At 72.8% G+C, this 14,170-nt stretch carries 13 protein-coding genes; all 13 read left to right on the top strand.

What is annotated here, in order from left to right; genetic code table 11:
• Positions 1–79 precede the first annotated feature (79 nt).
• Positions 80–1,129 carry an NAD-dependent epimerase/dehydratase family protein gene (locus tag L6241_RS12695; RefSeq protein ID WP_123091269.1) on the top strand — a complete coding sequence of 350 codons (1,050 nt, stop codon included), beginning with the start codon at positions 80–82 and terminating at the stop codon, positions 1,127–1,129.
• Complete coding sequence (locus L6241_RS12690) at positions 1,129–2,715, top strand: 1-acyl-sn-glycerol-3-phosphate acyltransferase (RefSeq protein WP_368246535.1); 1,587 nt, start codon at positions 1,129–1,131, stop codon at positions 2,713–2,715. The genes L6241_RS12695 and L6241_RS12690 overlap by 1 nt, the downstream gene beginning before the upstream one ends.
• The gene (locus L6241_RS12685) at positions 2,715–2,969 is read left to right on the top strand and encodes a glutaredoxin family protein (RefSeq protein WP_068273119.1); all 255 of its coding nucleotides are present in this window, start codon (positions 2,715–2,717) and stop codon (positions 2,967–2,969) included. Before L6241_RS12690 ends, L6241_RS12685 begins: the two co-directional genes overlap by 1 nt.
• A 152-nt stretch (positions 2,970–3,121) precedes the next feature.
• The gene (locus L6241_RS12680) at positions 3,122–3,796 is read left to right on the top strand and encodes a redox-sensing transcriptional repressor Rex (RefSeq protein ID WP_354587558.1); all 675 of its coding nucleotides are present in this window, start codon (positions 3,122–3,124) and stop codon (positions 3,794–3,796) included.
• Positions 3,793–5,064, top strand: a complete 1,272-nt coding sequence (locus L6241_RS12675) for a glutamyl-tRNA reductase (protein WP_368246531.1) — start codon at positions 3,793–3,795, stop codon at positions 5,062–5,064. The genes L6241_RS12680 and L6241_RS12675 overlap by 4 nt, the downstream gene beginning before the upstream one ends.
• Complete coding sequence (gene hemC / locus L6241_RS12670; protein ID WP_368246529.1) at positions 5,061–6,026, top strand: hydroxymethylbilane synthase; 966 nt, start codon at positions 5,061–5,063, stop codon at positions 6,024–6,026. The genes L6241_RS12675 and hemC overlap by 4 nt, the downstream gene beginning before the upstream one ends.
• On the top strand, positions 6,023–7,672 hold the full coding sequence (locus tag L6241_RS12665) for a uroporphyrinogen-III synthase (RefSeq protein ID WP_368246528.1): 1,650 nt from the start codon (positions 6,023–6,025) through the stop codon (positions 7,670–7,672). Before hemC ends, L6241_RS12665 begins: the two co-directional genes overlap by 4 nt.
• A complete protein-coding gene (hemB, locus tag L6241_RS12660) occupies positions 7,669–8,688 on the top strand; it encodes a porphobilinogen synthase (protein ID WP_251718735.1) in 1,020 nt (339 codons plus the stop codon). Before L6241_RS12665 ends, hemB begins: the two co-directional genes overlap by 4 nt.
• Before the next feature lie 7 nt (positions 8,689–8,695).
• Positions 8,696–9,178, top strand: coding sequence for a MarR family winged helix-turn-helix transcriptional regulator (locus L6241_RS12655; RefSeq protein WP_123091261.1), 483 nt, complete (start codon positions 8,696–8,698; stop codon positions 9,176–9,178).
• 52 nt (positions 9,179–9,230) lie between these two features.
• Complete coding sequence (gene hemL / locus L6241_RS12650; RefSeq protein ID WP_201465587.1) at positions 9,231–10,559, top strand: glutamate-1-semialdehyde 2,1-aminomutase; 1,329 nt, start codon at positions 9,231–9,233, stop codon at positions 10,557–10,559.
• Positions 10,560–10,677: 118 nt separating this feature from the next.
• A complete protein-coding gene (locus L6241_RS12645; RefSeq protein ID WP_354587561.1) occupies positions 10,678–11,394 on the top strand; it encodes a succinate dehydrogenase cytochrome b subunit in 717 nt (238 codons plus the stop codon).
• Positions 11,395–11,416: 22 nt separating this feature from the next.
• Complete coding sequence (locus L6241_RS12640; RefSeq protein WP_123091258.1) at positions 11,417–13,423, top strand: fumarate reductase/succinate dehydrogenase flavoprotein subunit; 2,007 nt, start codon at positions 11,417–11,419, stop codon at positions 13,421–13,423.
• Entirely contained in the window at positions 13,423–14,166 is a 744-nt protein-coding gene (locus L6241_RS12635; RefSeq protein ID WP_123091257.1) for a succinate dehydrogenase/fumarate reductase iron-sulfur subunit, read from the top strand. The genes L6241_RS12640 and L6241_RS12635 overlap by 1 nt, the downstream gene beginning before the upstream one ends.
• Positions 14,167–14,170: the final 4 nt, after the last annotated feature.

Below are 14,170 nucleotides of genomic sequence, written 5' to 3'. Positions count from 1 at the left end.
AGCCCGTGCCCGCGCGCGGCGCACATCGCGGCGTGCCGCTGGTTACGCTCGACGCGACGTCGACCAGAAGGAGTGATCCGTGGCGAGCACCGTGCTCATCACCGGGGTGTCCCGCCACCTCGGAGGCGCCTACGCCCGCCGGCTGAGCGCGGAGGAGTCCGTGGGGCGGATCATCGGCGTCGACGTCGTGCCCCCGCGCCACGGCATCGGCCGGGCCGAGTTCGTCCGGGCCGACATCCGCAGCCCGCTCATCGCGCGGATCATCGCCGACCACGACGTCGACACGGTCGTGCACATGGCGGTCATCGCCACCCCGGCGGCGAGCGGCGGGCGCACGACGCAGAAGGAGATCAACGTCATCGGGACGATGCAGCTCCTCGCGGCCTGCCAGAAGGCGCCCGCGCTGCGTCGTCTCGTCGTGAAGTCGACGGCGGCGATCTACGGGTCGAGCCCGAAGGACCCCGCGATGTTCCGCGAGGAGTACTCGGCACGCCGGCTGCCCTCCGGGGGCTGGGGCCGTGACTCGGTCGAGGTTGAGGGCTACGTGCGGGGCTTCGCCCGCCGCCGCCCCGACGTCGAGATCACCATGCTGCGCTTCGCCAACGTCATCGGGCCCCGGGTGCGCACGGCGATGACCGACCACTTCTCGCTGCCGGTCGTCCCGCTGCCGCTGGGCTACGACGCGCGTCTGCAGTTCGTCCACGAGGACGACGTCACCGACGCCCTCGCGCACGCCGTGACCGCACCCGCCGTCGGCAGCGTCAACATCGCCGGCGACGGGATCATCACCGCCAGCCAGGCCGCGAACATCGCCGGTCGCCCCTTCGTCCCCGTGCCCCGCATCGGCACCGGTCTCGTCGCGGGGGCGCTCCAGCGCGCCGGGGTCGTCGACGCGAGCGTCGACCAGCTCGACCTGCTCGCCTTCGGGCGCGGTCTCGACACGACGAAGATGCGCCGCGAGCTGCACTTCGAGCCGCGGTACACGACGCGAGAGGCCTTCGAGTCCTTCGCGCAGACCCTGCGGCACCGGATGGTGCTGCCCGGCGGGGGCACCCGCTCGAGCTGGCGGGCCGCCGAGGCCGCCGAGCGCGCCATGTCCGTGATCGACCGCCCCGGGAAGAAGGACTGATGGCGCAGCGCACACCGTCGAGCACGACGAAGAAGACCGCGCGGGCTGCGACGCCCGCGAAGAGCGCGAAGAAGACGGCGGCGACGAAGGCCACCACGCGCAAGACTGTCGCCGCGAAGAAGACCACCACGCGGAAGACCGCTGCCGCGACGAAGGCCACCACGCAGAAGACCGCCGCCGCGAAGAAGACCACGGCCCCCAAGCCCACCGCGAAGAAGGCGTCGACCACGAAGACCGCCGCCCCGCGCTCCGCGGTCGCCGCGGCGGCCGAGCGCGCCGGCGGCGAGCGGGCCCGACGCCGCTCGACCCCCCTGCTCGCCGGCAGCGAGACGACGGCGCCCCCGACGAAGAAGACCACCGCGTCGTCGGCCTCGCGCCCGACCGCCTCCCGCCGGGCGAGCCGCCCGGCCGCCGCGGTCGGCGGCTCCGCCCCGACGTCAGGGACGACGAAGGGGGCGTCGCGACCGGCCCGCACGACGCGCACCACCCGCGCCGCGGGCGCCCCGGCCCTGCGCGTCGTCGACGGCGAGGGCACGGGCACCCGTCGCCCCCGGCGGGCGACCACCCCGAGGCCGCGCGTGGCCACCGCGCCGACGACCCCTTCGCCCGCGTCGGCACCCGCCGAGGGCACCCCGAGCAGCGGCACCGCGCTCGCCCCGGGCGTCGCCGAGCTGCTCTCCGTCGCGCTCTCGGCCGGCCAGGTCGCGTCGCGCACCATCGGCGGGGCGGTGAGCAACGCGGCGGGCGAGGAGTGGGAGCGCCGACTCGGCGAGGTCCTGTCCTTCCTGCGCCGCCGGGTCCAGGGCGACTACAGCGTCGACGACTTCGGCTTCGACGAGGACTTCACCCTGCACACCGCCTTCCCGGTGCTGCGCCTGCTCAAGGACCGGTGGTTCCGCGTCGAGGTCCGCGGCATCGAGAACATCCCGGCCACCGGCGGCGCGCTCGTCGTCTCCAACCACTCCGGCACCATCGCCCTCGACTCGGTGATGACCCAGCTGGCGATCCACGACGCGCACCCGCAGCACCGCTTCCTGCGCATGCTCGGGGCCGACCTCGTCTTCGCGCTGCCCGTCGTCGGCGACTTCGCGCGCAAGACCGGCGCGACGCTGGCGACGAACCCGGACGCGGAGCGCCTCATGACCTCCGGCGAGCTCGTCGGGGTGTGGCCCGAGGGCTTCAAGGGTGTCGGCAAGCCCTTCCGCGAGCGCTACAAGCTGCAGCGCTTCGGCCGGGGCGGCTTCGTCGCAGCGGCGATCCGCAGCGAGGTGCCGATCATCCCGTGCTCGGTCGTCGGGGCCGAGGAGATCTACCCGATGGTCGGCAACGCCAAGACCCTCGCCCGGCTGCTCGGCGCGCCGTACGCACCGATCACGCCGACCTTCCCGCTCCTCGGCCCGCTCGGCCTCGTGCCGCTGCCGAGCAAGTGGATCATCGAGTTCAGCCCGCCCGTCGACACCGCGAGCCTGGGCCCGACGGCCGCCGACGACCCCGCGCTCGTCTTCGACCTCACCGACCAGGTGCGCGAGACGATCCAGCAGACGCTGTACTCCGTGCTCATGACCCGTCGCTCGGTCTTCTTCTGATGGCCTGGGCTCCTGCCGGTCGCCTGGCCGTCGTCACCCGTGAGGGGTGCCACCTGTGCGTCGTCGCGCTCGAGACCGTGCGCCGGGTCGCCGCCGAGCACGACCTCGACGTCGAGGTCGTCGACGTCGACCGCGACCCCGAGCTGCTCGCACGGTACTCGGAGGAGGTCCCGGTGACCTTCGTCGACGGGGCGCAGCACGACTACTGGCGGGTCGACGAGACCCGCCTCCGGGCGGCCCTCGAGCGGTCCTGACGGGCCGAAGGGGGAGCCCGCCCACCCCTTCGGGCGTGGCCACGACCACGGGTCGTCGTGACTTTGTGCAAATGTTCACAAGCCGTTAGCCTGAGTTGGTCGCCGCTCGCGCCACCTGTGCTCGCGGCGCAGAGAGGAGCAGCGAGTCGATCGTGACCGCCACCAGCGCAGCCAAGCGCGGGATCCCCGACGCGACCGTGGCGCGCCTGCCCGGGTACCTCAGGGCACTCGACGGGCTCGTGGCGCAGGGCGTCGGCTCGGTCTCCTCGGAGGAGCTCGCGACGAGCTCGGGGGTGAGCAGCGCGAAGCTGCGCAAGGACCTCAGCCACCTCGGCTCCTACGGCGTGCGCGGCGTCGGCTACGACGTCGGCCACCTGCGCTACCAGATCTCGCGGGCCCTCGGCCTCACCCAGGACTGGCCGGTCGCCATCATCGGCATGGGCAACCTCGGCCGCGCGCTCGCCTCGTACGGCGGCTTCGCGCCCCAGGGCTTCACCGTCGTCGCCGTCCTCGACCGCGACCCCGCGCTCGTCGGCCAGCGGGTGGGCGACCTCGTCGTGCAGCCGATGGAGGTGCTGCCGAGCCTCACCGAGGGCGGCCAGGCCGCGATCGGCGTCATCGCCGCCCCCGCCGCCTCCTCGCAGGACGTCGCCGACCAGCTCGTCGCCGCCGGCTTCTCCTCGATCCTCAACTTCGCCCCCGGCGTGATCTCGGTGCCCGACCACGTGCAGGTCCGCAAGGTCGACCTCGCGACCGAGCTGCAGATCCTCGCCTACCACGAGCAGCGCCGCACCGGCCCCGGTGCGGACCTGGAGGTCGCCCGATGAGCACCGTCGTCTTCGGTCTCAACCACCACCGCACGCCCATCCAGCTGCTCGAGCGGGTCTCGCTCGGCCAGGACGTCGCGGCCCGGCTCACGGAGTCGGCCCTCGAGAGCCCGGACATCAGCGAGGTCGTCGTCGTCTCGACGTGCAACCGCACCGAGGTGTACGCGGAGGTCAGCGCCTTCCACGGCGCCGTCGCCGATCTCACCACCGCCCTCACCGGTGTCACCGGGGTCACCCAGGACGACCTCGTCGAGCACCTCGAGCTCCAGTACGGCGAGGCCGCCGTCGCCCACGTCTTCAACGTCGCCGCCGGGCTGGACTCCATGGCCGTCGGCGAGGCCCAGATCGTCGCGCAGCTGCGCGACGCGCTCGCCGTCGGGCAGGACAGCGGCGCGGCCGGCCCGGCTCTGAACCACCTGCTCCAGCAGGCCCTGCGCACCGGCAAGCGCGTGCGCACCGAGACCGGCCTGGACCGCGTCTCGCGCTCCCTCGTCGAGGTCGGTCTCGAGCTCGCCCGCGACCTGCTCGGCGCGGTCGAGGGGCTCGACGTGCTCGTCGTCGGGGCGGGCTCGATGAGCTCGCTCGCCGCGTCGACCGCCTCGCGCCTCGGCGCCGGCTCGATCACCGTCGTCAACCGCACGCACGAGCGGGCCGTCGCGCTCGCCACCCGGCTCGACGCGCAGGCGCGCCCGATCGCCGAGATCGAGGCCGCCCTCGCCCAGGCCGATGTCGTCATCTCGTGCACCGGCTCGACCGGTCTCGTCGTCGACCTCGCCGCCGCCGCCGACGCCCAGGTCGCCCGCTCCGGTCGCGCCCAGGTCTACCTCGACCTCGCGATGCCCCACGACGTGGCCGTCGAGGTCGGCGGGCTGCGCGGCGTCACCCGTCTCGGGCTCGCCGAGCTCGGCCAGGCCCTCGGCCGCGGCACCGAGCTGCCCGAGGTGAGCGCCGCGCGCGGTGTCGTCGCCGACGCCGTGCACCGCCACCTCAGCGACCGCGCCGCGCAGGTCGCCGCCCCGACGGTCACCGCGATCCGCGCCGCGGCCGCCGAGGTCGTCACCCGTGAGCTCGAGCGGGTCGACCAGCGCACGCCCGACCTCACCGACGCCGAGCGCGCCGAGGTCCACCTCGCCATCCACCGGGTCGTCGAGAAGCTCCTCCACCGCCCGACGGTGCGCGTCAAGGAGATGGCCATCGACGGGCGCATCGTCGAGTACGAGGACGCGATCCGGGCCCTCTTCGACCTGCACGGGAGCGAGCTGTCGTGACCTTGCGGATCGGGACCCGTCGCAGTGCCCTCGCGACGACGCAGACCGGCCACGTCGCCGACGCCCTGCGAGCGGCCGGGCACGACGTCGAGATCGTCGAGATCACGACGGAGGGTGACGTCACGAGCGCTCCGCTGAGCCTGCTCGGCGGCACCGGGGTCTTCGCCTCTGCGCTGCGCCACGCCCTGCGCGACGGCCGGGTCGACGTCGCCGTGCACTCCCTCAAGGACCTGCCGACCGCACCCGAGCAGGGCCTGACCATCGCCGCGATCCCGCCCCGGGTCGACCCCCGCGACAGCCTCGTCGCCCGCGACGGGCTCACCCTCGGCGAGCTGCCGGAGGGCTCGGTCGTCGGCACCGGCTCGCCCCGTCGCCGGGCCCAGCTCGCGGCCCTCGGCCTCGGTCTCGACTTCCGCGACATCCGGGGCAACGTCGGGCGGCGCCTCGACATGGTCGGGCGCGAGGTCGACGCGGTCGTCCTCGCCGCCGCCGGGCTCACCCGTCTGGGCATGACCGACGTCGTCACCGAGCACCTCGACCCCATCCAGATGCTCCCTGCCCCGGGGCAGGGCGCCCTCGCCGTCGAGTGCCGCGAGGACGACGAGACGACGATCGCGGCCCTCGCGCCGCTCGACGACCCGGACACCCGCGCGGCGGTCACCGCCGAGCGCGCCCTCCTCGCCCGTCTCGAGGCCGGCTGCGCCGCGCCGGTCGGGGCCCTGGCCGAGGTCGTCGACGACGTCGACGGCGCGGTGATCTCGATGCGCGCGGTCGTCGCCTCGCTCGACGGCGAGCACGACCTGCGGCGCTCGCTGACCGGACCGGCCGACGAGGCCGAGCGCATCGGGCGCGAGCTCGCCGAGATCTTCCTGGCGGACGGCGCCGGCGACATCGCCGACGTCGGGCCGACCACCCCTTCGTCCACCGACCACCCCACCAGCTCCACGGAGAGTGCACAGTGAGCCCCCGCGCAACCCAGCCGCCCGACCCCGCCAGCGCCGCGTCGCGACGCCCCGCGAGCGTCACCTTCGTCGGGGCCGGGCCCGGCGACCCCTCGCTGCTCACCCTCGCCGCGGTGCGTCACCTCGGTCGGGCCGACGCGGTGATCATCGACACCTCCGCCCACGACGACCTCGTCGCCGCGCACCTGCCCGAGGGCGTCGAGGTCGTCGACGCCGGTCACGGCGAGCACGGCCAGCAGCTGACCCACGCCTCCCGCGCCAAGCTCGTCGTGCGGACCGCGAAGGCCCACAAGGGCGGCCACGTCGTGCGGCTCATGGACGGCGACCCCGCGACCTTCAACGGCCTCGCCGAGGAGGCCAAGGCCCTGGCCAAGGCCGGCATCGACTACGAGGTCGTGCCGGGCGTCTCCGCGGTCAGCGCCGTGCCCACCTACGCCGGCGTCCCTCTCACCACCGGTGCGGCGACGAGCATCCACGTCGTCTCGGTGACGAGCGGCCGGGTCCCCGACCTGTCCGGCTCCGTCGCGCCCGACGTCACCGTCGTGCTGCTCGGCACCCCCGACAACCTCGGCGCCGCCCTCGTCGCGCTGCGCGAGAGCGGTCGCCCCGAGACGACGTCGGTCGCCGTCACCGAGCGCGGCACGACGACCCGTCAGGCCACCGTCACCGGCACCCTCGCCGACGCGCCCGGTCTGCTCGCCGGTCTCGAGGTGCCGGCGCTGGCCATCGTCGGCCCGCCCGTCGACCTGCGCGAGCAGCTGTCGTGGTTCGAGACCAAGCCGCTCTTCGGCTGGCAGGTGCTCGTGCCGCGCACGAAGGAGCAGTCCGGCTCGATGCAGGAGCGCCTGTGCGACTACGGCGCGACGAGCGAGGTCGTGCCGACGATCTCCGTCGAGCCGCCGCGCACCCCGCAGGCCATGGAGCGCGCCGTGCGCGGCATGGTCACCGGCCGCTACGAGTGGGTCGGCTTCACCTCGGTCAACGCCGTGCGCGCCGTGCGCGAGAAGTTCGAGGAGATCGGGCTCGACGCCCGCGCCTTCTCCGGTCTGAAGATCGCAGCCGTCGGCGGCACGACCGCCCAGGCCTTGCTCGACTGGGGTCTCGTCGCCGACCTCGTCCCCGAGGGCGAGATGTCCGCGGCCGGTCTGCTCGCCGAGTGGCCGCCGTACGACGAGGTGCTCGACCCGATCAACCGGGTCTTCCTGCCCCGCGCCGACATCGCGACCGACACGCTCGTCGCCGGGCTGCAGGACATGGGCTGGGAGGTCGACGACGTCACGGCCTACCGCACCGTGCGCGCCGCCCCGCCGCCCGCGCCGATCCGCGACGCGATCAAGGCCGGAGCCTTCGACGCCGTCGCCTTCACGTCGTCGTCGACGGTGCGCAACCTCATCGGCATCGCCGGCAAGCCGCACCCGAGCACGGTCGTCGCGTGCATCGGCCCCGCGACCGCGAAGACCGCCGAGGAGCTCGGGCTGCGCGTCGACGTCGTCGCGAGCGAGGCCAGCGCCATCACCCTCGTCGACGACCTCGCCGAGCACGCCCGCGGCCTCCTCGCGGCGGCTGTCGCCGACGGCGAGCCCGTGCGCCGTCCGAGCGAGCGCGTGCAGTCCACGTCGCGGCGCCGGGCCAAGGCGAAGGGATGAGCGCCCCCTCCGGGGAGGTCGACCCGATCCTCGTGCGGCCGCGCCGGCTGCGCGTGTCGGTGCCGATGCGCCGCCTCGTCGCCGAGCACCGGCTGCACCCGGCCGACCTCGTCCTGCCCGCCTTCGTGCGCGAGGGCATCGACGCCCCGGTCGAGATCTCGAGCATGCCCGGGGTGCAGCAGCACACGGTCGACAGCCTCGTCGAGCTCGCCCGCGAGTGCGTCGCCGCCGGCATCGGCGGGATCATGCTCTTCGGCGTGCCCGAGCACAAGGACGCCCGGGGTTCGGGCGCCGACGACCCCGAGGGCATCCTCAACGTCGCGACCCGCGCGGTCGTCGACGCGGTCGGCGACTCCCTCGTCGTCATGACCGACCTCTGCCTCGACGAGTTCACCGACCACGGCCACTGCGGGGTGCTCGCCCAGGGCCCGGACGGCTCCGTCGTCGTCGACAACGACGCGACCCTCGAGCGCTACGCCGACATGGCCCTCGCCCAGGCCCGCGCCGGCAGCCACGTCCTCGGCATGTCCGGGATGATGGACGGCCAGGTCGGCTTCGTGCGCGGGGTCCTGGACCGCGAGGGCCTGACCTCCGTGTCGATCCTCGCGTACTCGGCGAAGTACACCTCCGCGCTCTACGGGCCCTTCCGCGAGGCCGTGCAGTCCTCGCTCACCGGTGACCGGGCGACCTACCAGCAGGACCCGGCGAACGCGACGGAGTCGGTGCGCGAGCTCGAGCTCGACATCGCCGAGGGCGCCGACATCGTCATGGTCAAGCCGGCCGGCCCGCACCTCGACGTCATCGCCGCCGCCGCGGCGATGTCGCCCGTGCCCGTCGCGGCCTACCAGATCTCCGGCGAGTACAGCCAGCTCGTCGCCGCGGCCGAGCGCGGCTGGATCGAGCGCGAGCGCAGCATCATGGAGTCCGTCATGCACATCCGACGGGCGGGCGCGGGCATCGTGCTCACGTACTTCGCCCTCGAGGTGGCGGACGTGTTGCGTCGCGACTTGGCATGATGCGCAGATGAGCCCGGCCCGAGACCCCTGGCTGCGCCACGACGAGCAGCTGGCGTGGCGGGCCTACCTGCGCGGGTCGCGGCTGCTCGAGGAGGCGCTCGACGACGACCTCGGCGGCACCTGTCAGCTCACCGAGTACGAGCTCATCTCCATGCTCTCCGAGGCGCCCGGGCGCCGGATGCGGATGTCCGAGCTCGCCGACACGATCATCCAGTCGCGCAGCCGCGTCACCCACACCGCCAGCCGTCTCGAGCGCCGAGGGTGGGTGCGGCGCGAGCGCTCGCACGACGACGGCCGCGGTGTCGACATCATGCTCACCGACGCGGGCATGCGTGCCCTCCTCGAGCTCGCCCCGAGGCATGCCGCCTCGGTGCGCGCGCGCCTCGTCGACGTCCTCGACCACGAGCAGCTCATGGTGCTCGGCGAGGCGATGGCCGCGATCCGTGACCACCTCGCGCCGGACCACCACGAGATCGGCATCGACGACTGAGCGAGCGGCACCCCGCAGCCGTGCGTCGTCATCCGTGGGCGAGACTGGGTGCATGAGCGACACGAGCCAGTCCGCCGCACTCTTCGAGCGCGCCCGGGCGGTGACGCCGGGCGGGGTCAACTCTCCCGTGCGCGCCTTCCGCGGCGTCGGCGGCACCCCGCGCTTCGTCGCCTCGGCGAAGGGGGCCTGGCTCACCGACGTCGACGGCACGCGCTACGTCGACCTCATCAGCAGCTGGGGGCCGATGATCCTCGGCCACGCGCACCCGGACGTCCTCGACGCCGTCGCGCAGACCGCGTCCCGTGGTTTTTCCTTCGGCACGCCGAGCGAGAACGAGGTCGCCCTCGCCGAGGAGATCGTCGCGCGGGTCGAGCCGCTGGAGCAGGTGCGTCTCGTGAGCAGCGGCACCGAGGCGACGATGTCGGCGCTGCGCCTCGCGCGCGGGGCCACCGGTCGCAGCGCGGTCGTGAAGTTCGCCGGCTGCTACCACGGGCACGTCGACGCCCTCCTCGCCCACGCGGGCTCGGGGGTGGCCACCTTCGCCCTGCCGGACTCCGCCGGGGTGCCGGCGAGCGCGGCGGGGGAGACCATCGTCCTGCCGTACAACGACCTCGCCGCCGTCGAGGCCGCCTTCGCCGAGCGCGGCGAGGAGATCGCGGCGGTCATCACCGAGGCCGCCGCCGGCAACATGGGGGTCGTGCCCCCCGCTCCCGGCTTCACCGAGGGCCTGCGTCGGATCACCGCCGCGCACGGCGCGCTGCTCATCAGCGACGAGGTGATGACCGGCTTCCGCTGCAGCCCGTCGGGCTGGTACGGCCACGAGACCCGCGCCGGGGGAGAGCACCCCGGCGGCTACCCGTCCGGCGCCCCCGACCTCTTCACCTTCGGCAAGGTCATGGGCGGCGGCTTCCCCGCAGCGGCCTTCGGCGGCCGGGCCGACCTCATGGCCCACCTCGCGCCCGACGGCCCGGTCTACCAGGCGGGCACCCTGTCGGGGAACCCCGTCGCGACGGCTGCCGGCCTGGCGACCCTGCGCGGGTGCACCCCGTCGCTCTACGACCACCTCGCCGAGGTGTCGCAGACGATCGGGGCGGCCGCGTCCGACGCCCTGACGCAGGCGGGCGTGCCCCACACCCTCCAGCGGGCCTCGTCGATGTTCTCGATCTTCTTCACCGACGGCCCGGTCGAGCGGTACTCCGACGCGCAGGGCCAGGACACGGCCGCCTTCGGGCGCTTCTTCCACGCGATGCTCGACGCCGGGGTGCACCTGCCCCCGAGCGCCTACGAGTCGTGGTTCGTCAGCGGCGCCCACGACGACGAGGCCGTCGAGACCGTCCTCGCCGCCCTCCCCGGGGCGGCACGGGCCGCGGCAGCGGGCTGAGCCGGCGAATTACGCGCCACCGGCGTTGCTCATTACACGTCGGTAACCGGGGATTTGTCACACCGCGACGGGCGTCACCGGGTCCGTGAGCCCGCTCACGTCGGGGTATCTTGACGCCGTGGCATCTTCGACAACGCACGCGCCGGCGCAGCGGGGGGTGACCCGCTCCACCATCGGCCTGAAGATCATGATGGCGGTCTCGGGGATTGTCTTCGTGCTGTACGTCCTCCTGCACATGTACGGCAACCTCAAGGTGCTCGCCGGGCAGCAGGCCTTCGACGAGTACGCGCACCACCTGCGCACCTTCGGCGAGCCGATGCTCCCCTACGGCGGTCTGCTGTGGCTCGTGCGCGTCGTGCTGATCGTCGCCCTCGTCGCCCACGCCTACTCCGCCTTCGCGCTGTGGAAGCGCGCGAGCGCCGCACGGCCGCAGCGCTACGCGGTCCGCAAGGCCGTCAGCTCCTCGCTGGCCAGCCGCACGATGCGCTGGGGCGGGGTGGCGCTGCTGCTCTTCGTCGTCTTCCACCTCATCCACTTCACGCTCGTCAAGCCGAACTTCAACAGCTCGGCCGACGCGGCGGCGATCAAGGACAGCCCCTTCGTCATGGTGTCCGCGAGCTTCTCGCTGCTGTGGGTCGTCGCGATCTACACGCTGGCGATGATCGCGCTCGGCATGCACCTCTTCCACGGGGTGTGGAGCGCCCAGCAGACGCTCGGCCTCACGAGCAGCGTCGCGGCGCGGGCCCGGGCCAAGACGATCGCCGCCGCGCTGGCCGCGCTCGTCGTCGTCGGGTTCCTCATCCCGCCCTTCTACCTCTACTTCACGAACCTCTGACCGGGGGAGAGACCCACACACCATGACTGACCTCATCGACGGCCTGTACCGCACCGGCGAGCCCATCGCCGACACGAAGGCCCCCGACGGTCCCATCGAGACCCGGTGGGAGCGTCACCAGTTCAGCAACAAGCTCGTCAACCCGGCCAACCGCCGCAAGCTCTCCGTCATCATCGTCGGCACCGGTCTGGCCGGCGCGTCCGCCGGGGCGACCCTCGGCGAGGCCGGCTACCACGTGAAGTCCTTCTGCTACCAGGACTCCCCGCGCCGCGCGCACTCGATCGCGGCCCAGGGCGGGATCAACGCGGCGAAGAACTACAAGGGCGACGGCGACTCCGTCTACCGGCTCTTCTACGACACGGTCAAGGGCGGTGACTACCGCGCCCGCGAGAACAACGTCTACCGCCTGGCCGAGGTCAGCCCGAACATCATCGACCAGTGCGTCGCCCAGGGCGTCCCCTTCGCCCGCGAGTACGGCGGTCTGCTCGACAACCGCTCCTTCGGCGGCGTCCAGGTCTCCCGCACCTTCTACGCCCGCGGCCAGACCGGTCAGCAGCTGCTCATCGGGGCCTACCAGGCCCTCGAGCGCCAGATCGCCAAGGGCACCGTGGAGATGTACAACCGCCACGAGATGCTCGAGCTCGTCGTCGTCGACGGCAAGGCCCGCGGCATCATCGCGCGCGACATGGTCACCGGCGAGATCGAGACCCACCTCGCCGACGCGGTCGTCCTGGCCAGCGGCGGCTACGGCAACGTCTTCTACCTCTCGACCAACGCCATGGGCTCCAACGTCACCGCCGCATGGCGCGCCCACCGCAAGGGCGCCCACATGGCCAACCCCTGCTACACGCAGATCCACCCGACGTGCATCCCGCAGCACGGCACGAAGCAGTCGAAGCTGACCCTCATGTCGGAGTCGCTGCGCAACGACGGCCGGATCTGGGTCCCCAAGGACGCGGCGGACTGCGACAAGGACCCCCGCGACATCCCCGAGGAGGACCGCGACTACTACCTCGAGCGGATCTACCCCTCCTTCGGCAACCTCGTGCCCCGCGACATCGCCTCGCGCCAGGCCAAGAACATGTGCGACGAGGGCCGCGGCGTCGGCCCGTCGGTCACCGAGGTCGGCCCGGACGGCGAGGAGCGCCAGGTCCGCCGCGGCGTCTACCTCGACTTCGCCGAGGCCATCTCGCGGCTGGGCCGTGACGCGGTCGAGAGCAAGTACGGCAACCTCTTCGACATGTACGCCCGGATCACCGGCGAGGACCCGTACGAGACCCCGATGCGGATCTACCCGGCCGTCCACTACGTCATGGGCGGGCTGTGGGTCGACTACGACCTCGAGTCGACGATCCCCGGTCTCTTCGTCACCGGCGAGGCCAACTTCTCCGACCACGGTGCGAACCGTCTCGGCGCCTCCGCGCTCATGCAGGGGCTGGCCGACGGCTACTTCGTCCTGCCGAACACCATCCGCAACTACCTCGCCGACGGGCCCTACCAGCCGATCACCGAGGACTCCCCGGAGGTCGTCGAGGCCCGGGCCGACGTCGAGCGACGCATCCAGCACTTCCTCAGCTGCGACGGCGAGCGCACCGTGGACTCGATCCACCGCGAGCTCGGCGCGATCATGTGGGAGTACTGCGGCATGGAGCGCACGGAGGAGGGCCTGAAGAAGGCGATCGGCCTCATCCGGGACCTCAAGCACCAGTTCTGGACCAACGTCAAGGTCCTGGGCACCAACGAGCAGCTCAACCAGAGCCTCGAGAAGGCCGGCCGCGTCGCCGACTTCCTCGAGCTCGGCGAGCTCATGTGCATCGACGCGCTGCACCGCCGCGAGTCCTGCGGCGGTCACTTCCGCGCCGAGTCGCAGACGGAGGACGGCGAGGCCCTGCGTCATGACGACGAGTACGCCTACGTGGCGGCGTGGGAGTACGCCACCCGGGGCGACGACACCGATCTCGAGCCGGTCCTGCACAAGGAGGACCTCGTCTACGAGTTCATCGAGATGAAGCAGCGGAGCTACAAGTAATGCGACTGACACTGAAGATCTGGCGCCAGGCCGGCCCGCAGGACAAGGGCGGCTTCGAGACCTACACGGTCGACGAGATCTCCGAGGACATGAGCTTCCTCGAGATGCTCGACGAGCTCAACGAGCAGCTGCAGGACGCCGGCCAGGAGCCGGTGGCCTTCGACAGCGACTGCCGTGAGGGCATCTGCGGCATGTGCGGCCTGATGATCTCGGGCCAGGCGCACGGGCCGGAGGTCACGACGACCTGCCAGCTGCACATGCGCAGCTTCCGCGACGGCGAGGAGATCACCGTCGAGCCGTGGCGGGCCTCGGCCTTCCCGGTGATCCGCGACCTCGTCGTCGACCGCGGGGCCTTCGACCGCATCATCCAGGCCGGCGGCTTCATCTCCGTCGACACCGGCGCGGCTCCCGACGCCGCCGCGACCCAGGTCCCGAAGGTCCAGGCCGACCGGGCCTTCGACTCCGCGACCTGCATCGGCTGCGGCGCCTGCGTCGCCGCCTGCCCCAACGCGTCGGGGATGCTCTTCCTCGGCTCGAAGATCACCCACCTCGGCGAGCTGCCGCAGGGCCAGGCCGAGCGCAGCGCGCGCGTCGTCGACATGGTCGCCCAGCACGACCACGAGGGCTTCGGCGGGTGCACGAACATCGGCGAGTGCGCGGCCTCCTGCCCCAAGGAGATCCCGCTCGACGTCATCTCGCAGCTCAACAAGGACCTGCGGGTCGCGTCGCGCGCGCGTCGCTGACGAC

The organism is Janibacter sp. Y6 (genome assembly GCF_040900765.1).
In the GTDB taxonomy this organism is placed as follows: domain Bacteria; phylum Actinomycetota; class Actinomycetes; order Actinomycetales; family Dermatophilaceae; genus Marihabitans; species Marihabitans melonis.
The sequence above is the reverse complement of the archived record's forward strand: the minus strand, read 5'-3'. Positions and strand labels throughout refer to the sequence as shown.

Coding starts and splice junctions, on each gene's coding strand:
- hemB (WP_251718735.1), top strand. CDS start 7,669: ATGAGCGCCCCCTCCGGGGAGGTCGACCCGATCCTCGTGCGGCCGCGC.
- hemL (WP_201465587.1), top strand. CDS start 9,231: ATGAGCGACACGAGCCAGTCCGCCGCACTCTTCGAGCGCGCCCGGGCG.
- L6241_RS12635 (WP_123091257.1), top strand. CDS start 13,423: ATGCGACTGACACTGAAGATCTGGCGCCAGGCCGGCCCGCAGGACAAG.
- L6241_RS12690 (WP_368246535.1), top strand. CDS start 1,129: ATGGCGCAGCGCACACCGTCGAGCACGACGAAGAAGACCGCGCGGGCT.
- L6241_RS12675 (WP_368246531.1), top strand. CDS start 3,793: ATGAGCACCGTCGTCTTCGGTCTCAACCACCACCGCACGCCCATCCAG.
- L6241_RS12685 (WP_068273119.1), top strand. CDS start 2,715: ATGGCCTGGGCTCCTGCCGGTCGCCTGGCCGTCGTCACCCGTGAGGGG.
- L6241_RS12640 (WP_123091258.1), top strand. CDS start 11,417: ATGACTGACCTCATCGACGGCCTGTACCGCACCGGCGAGCCCATCGCC.
- L6241_RS12655 (WP_123091261.1), top strand. CDS start 8,696: ATGAGCCCGGCCCGAGACCCCTGGCTGCGCCACGACGAGCAGCTGGCG.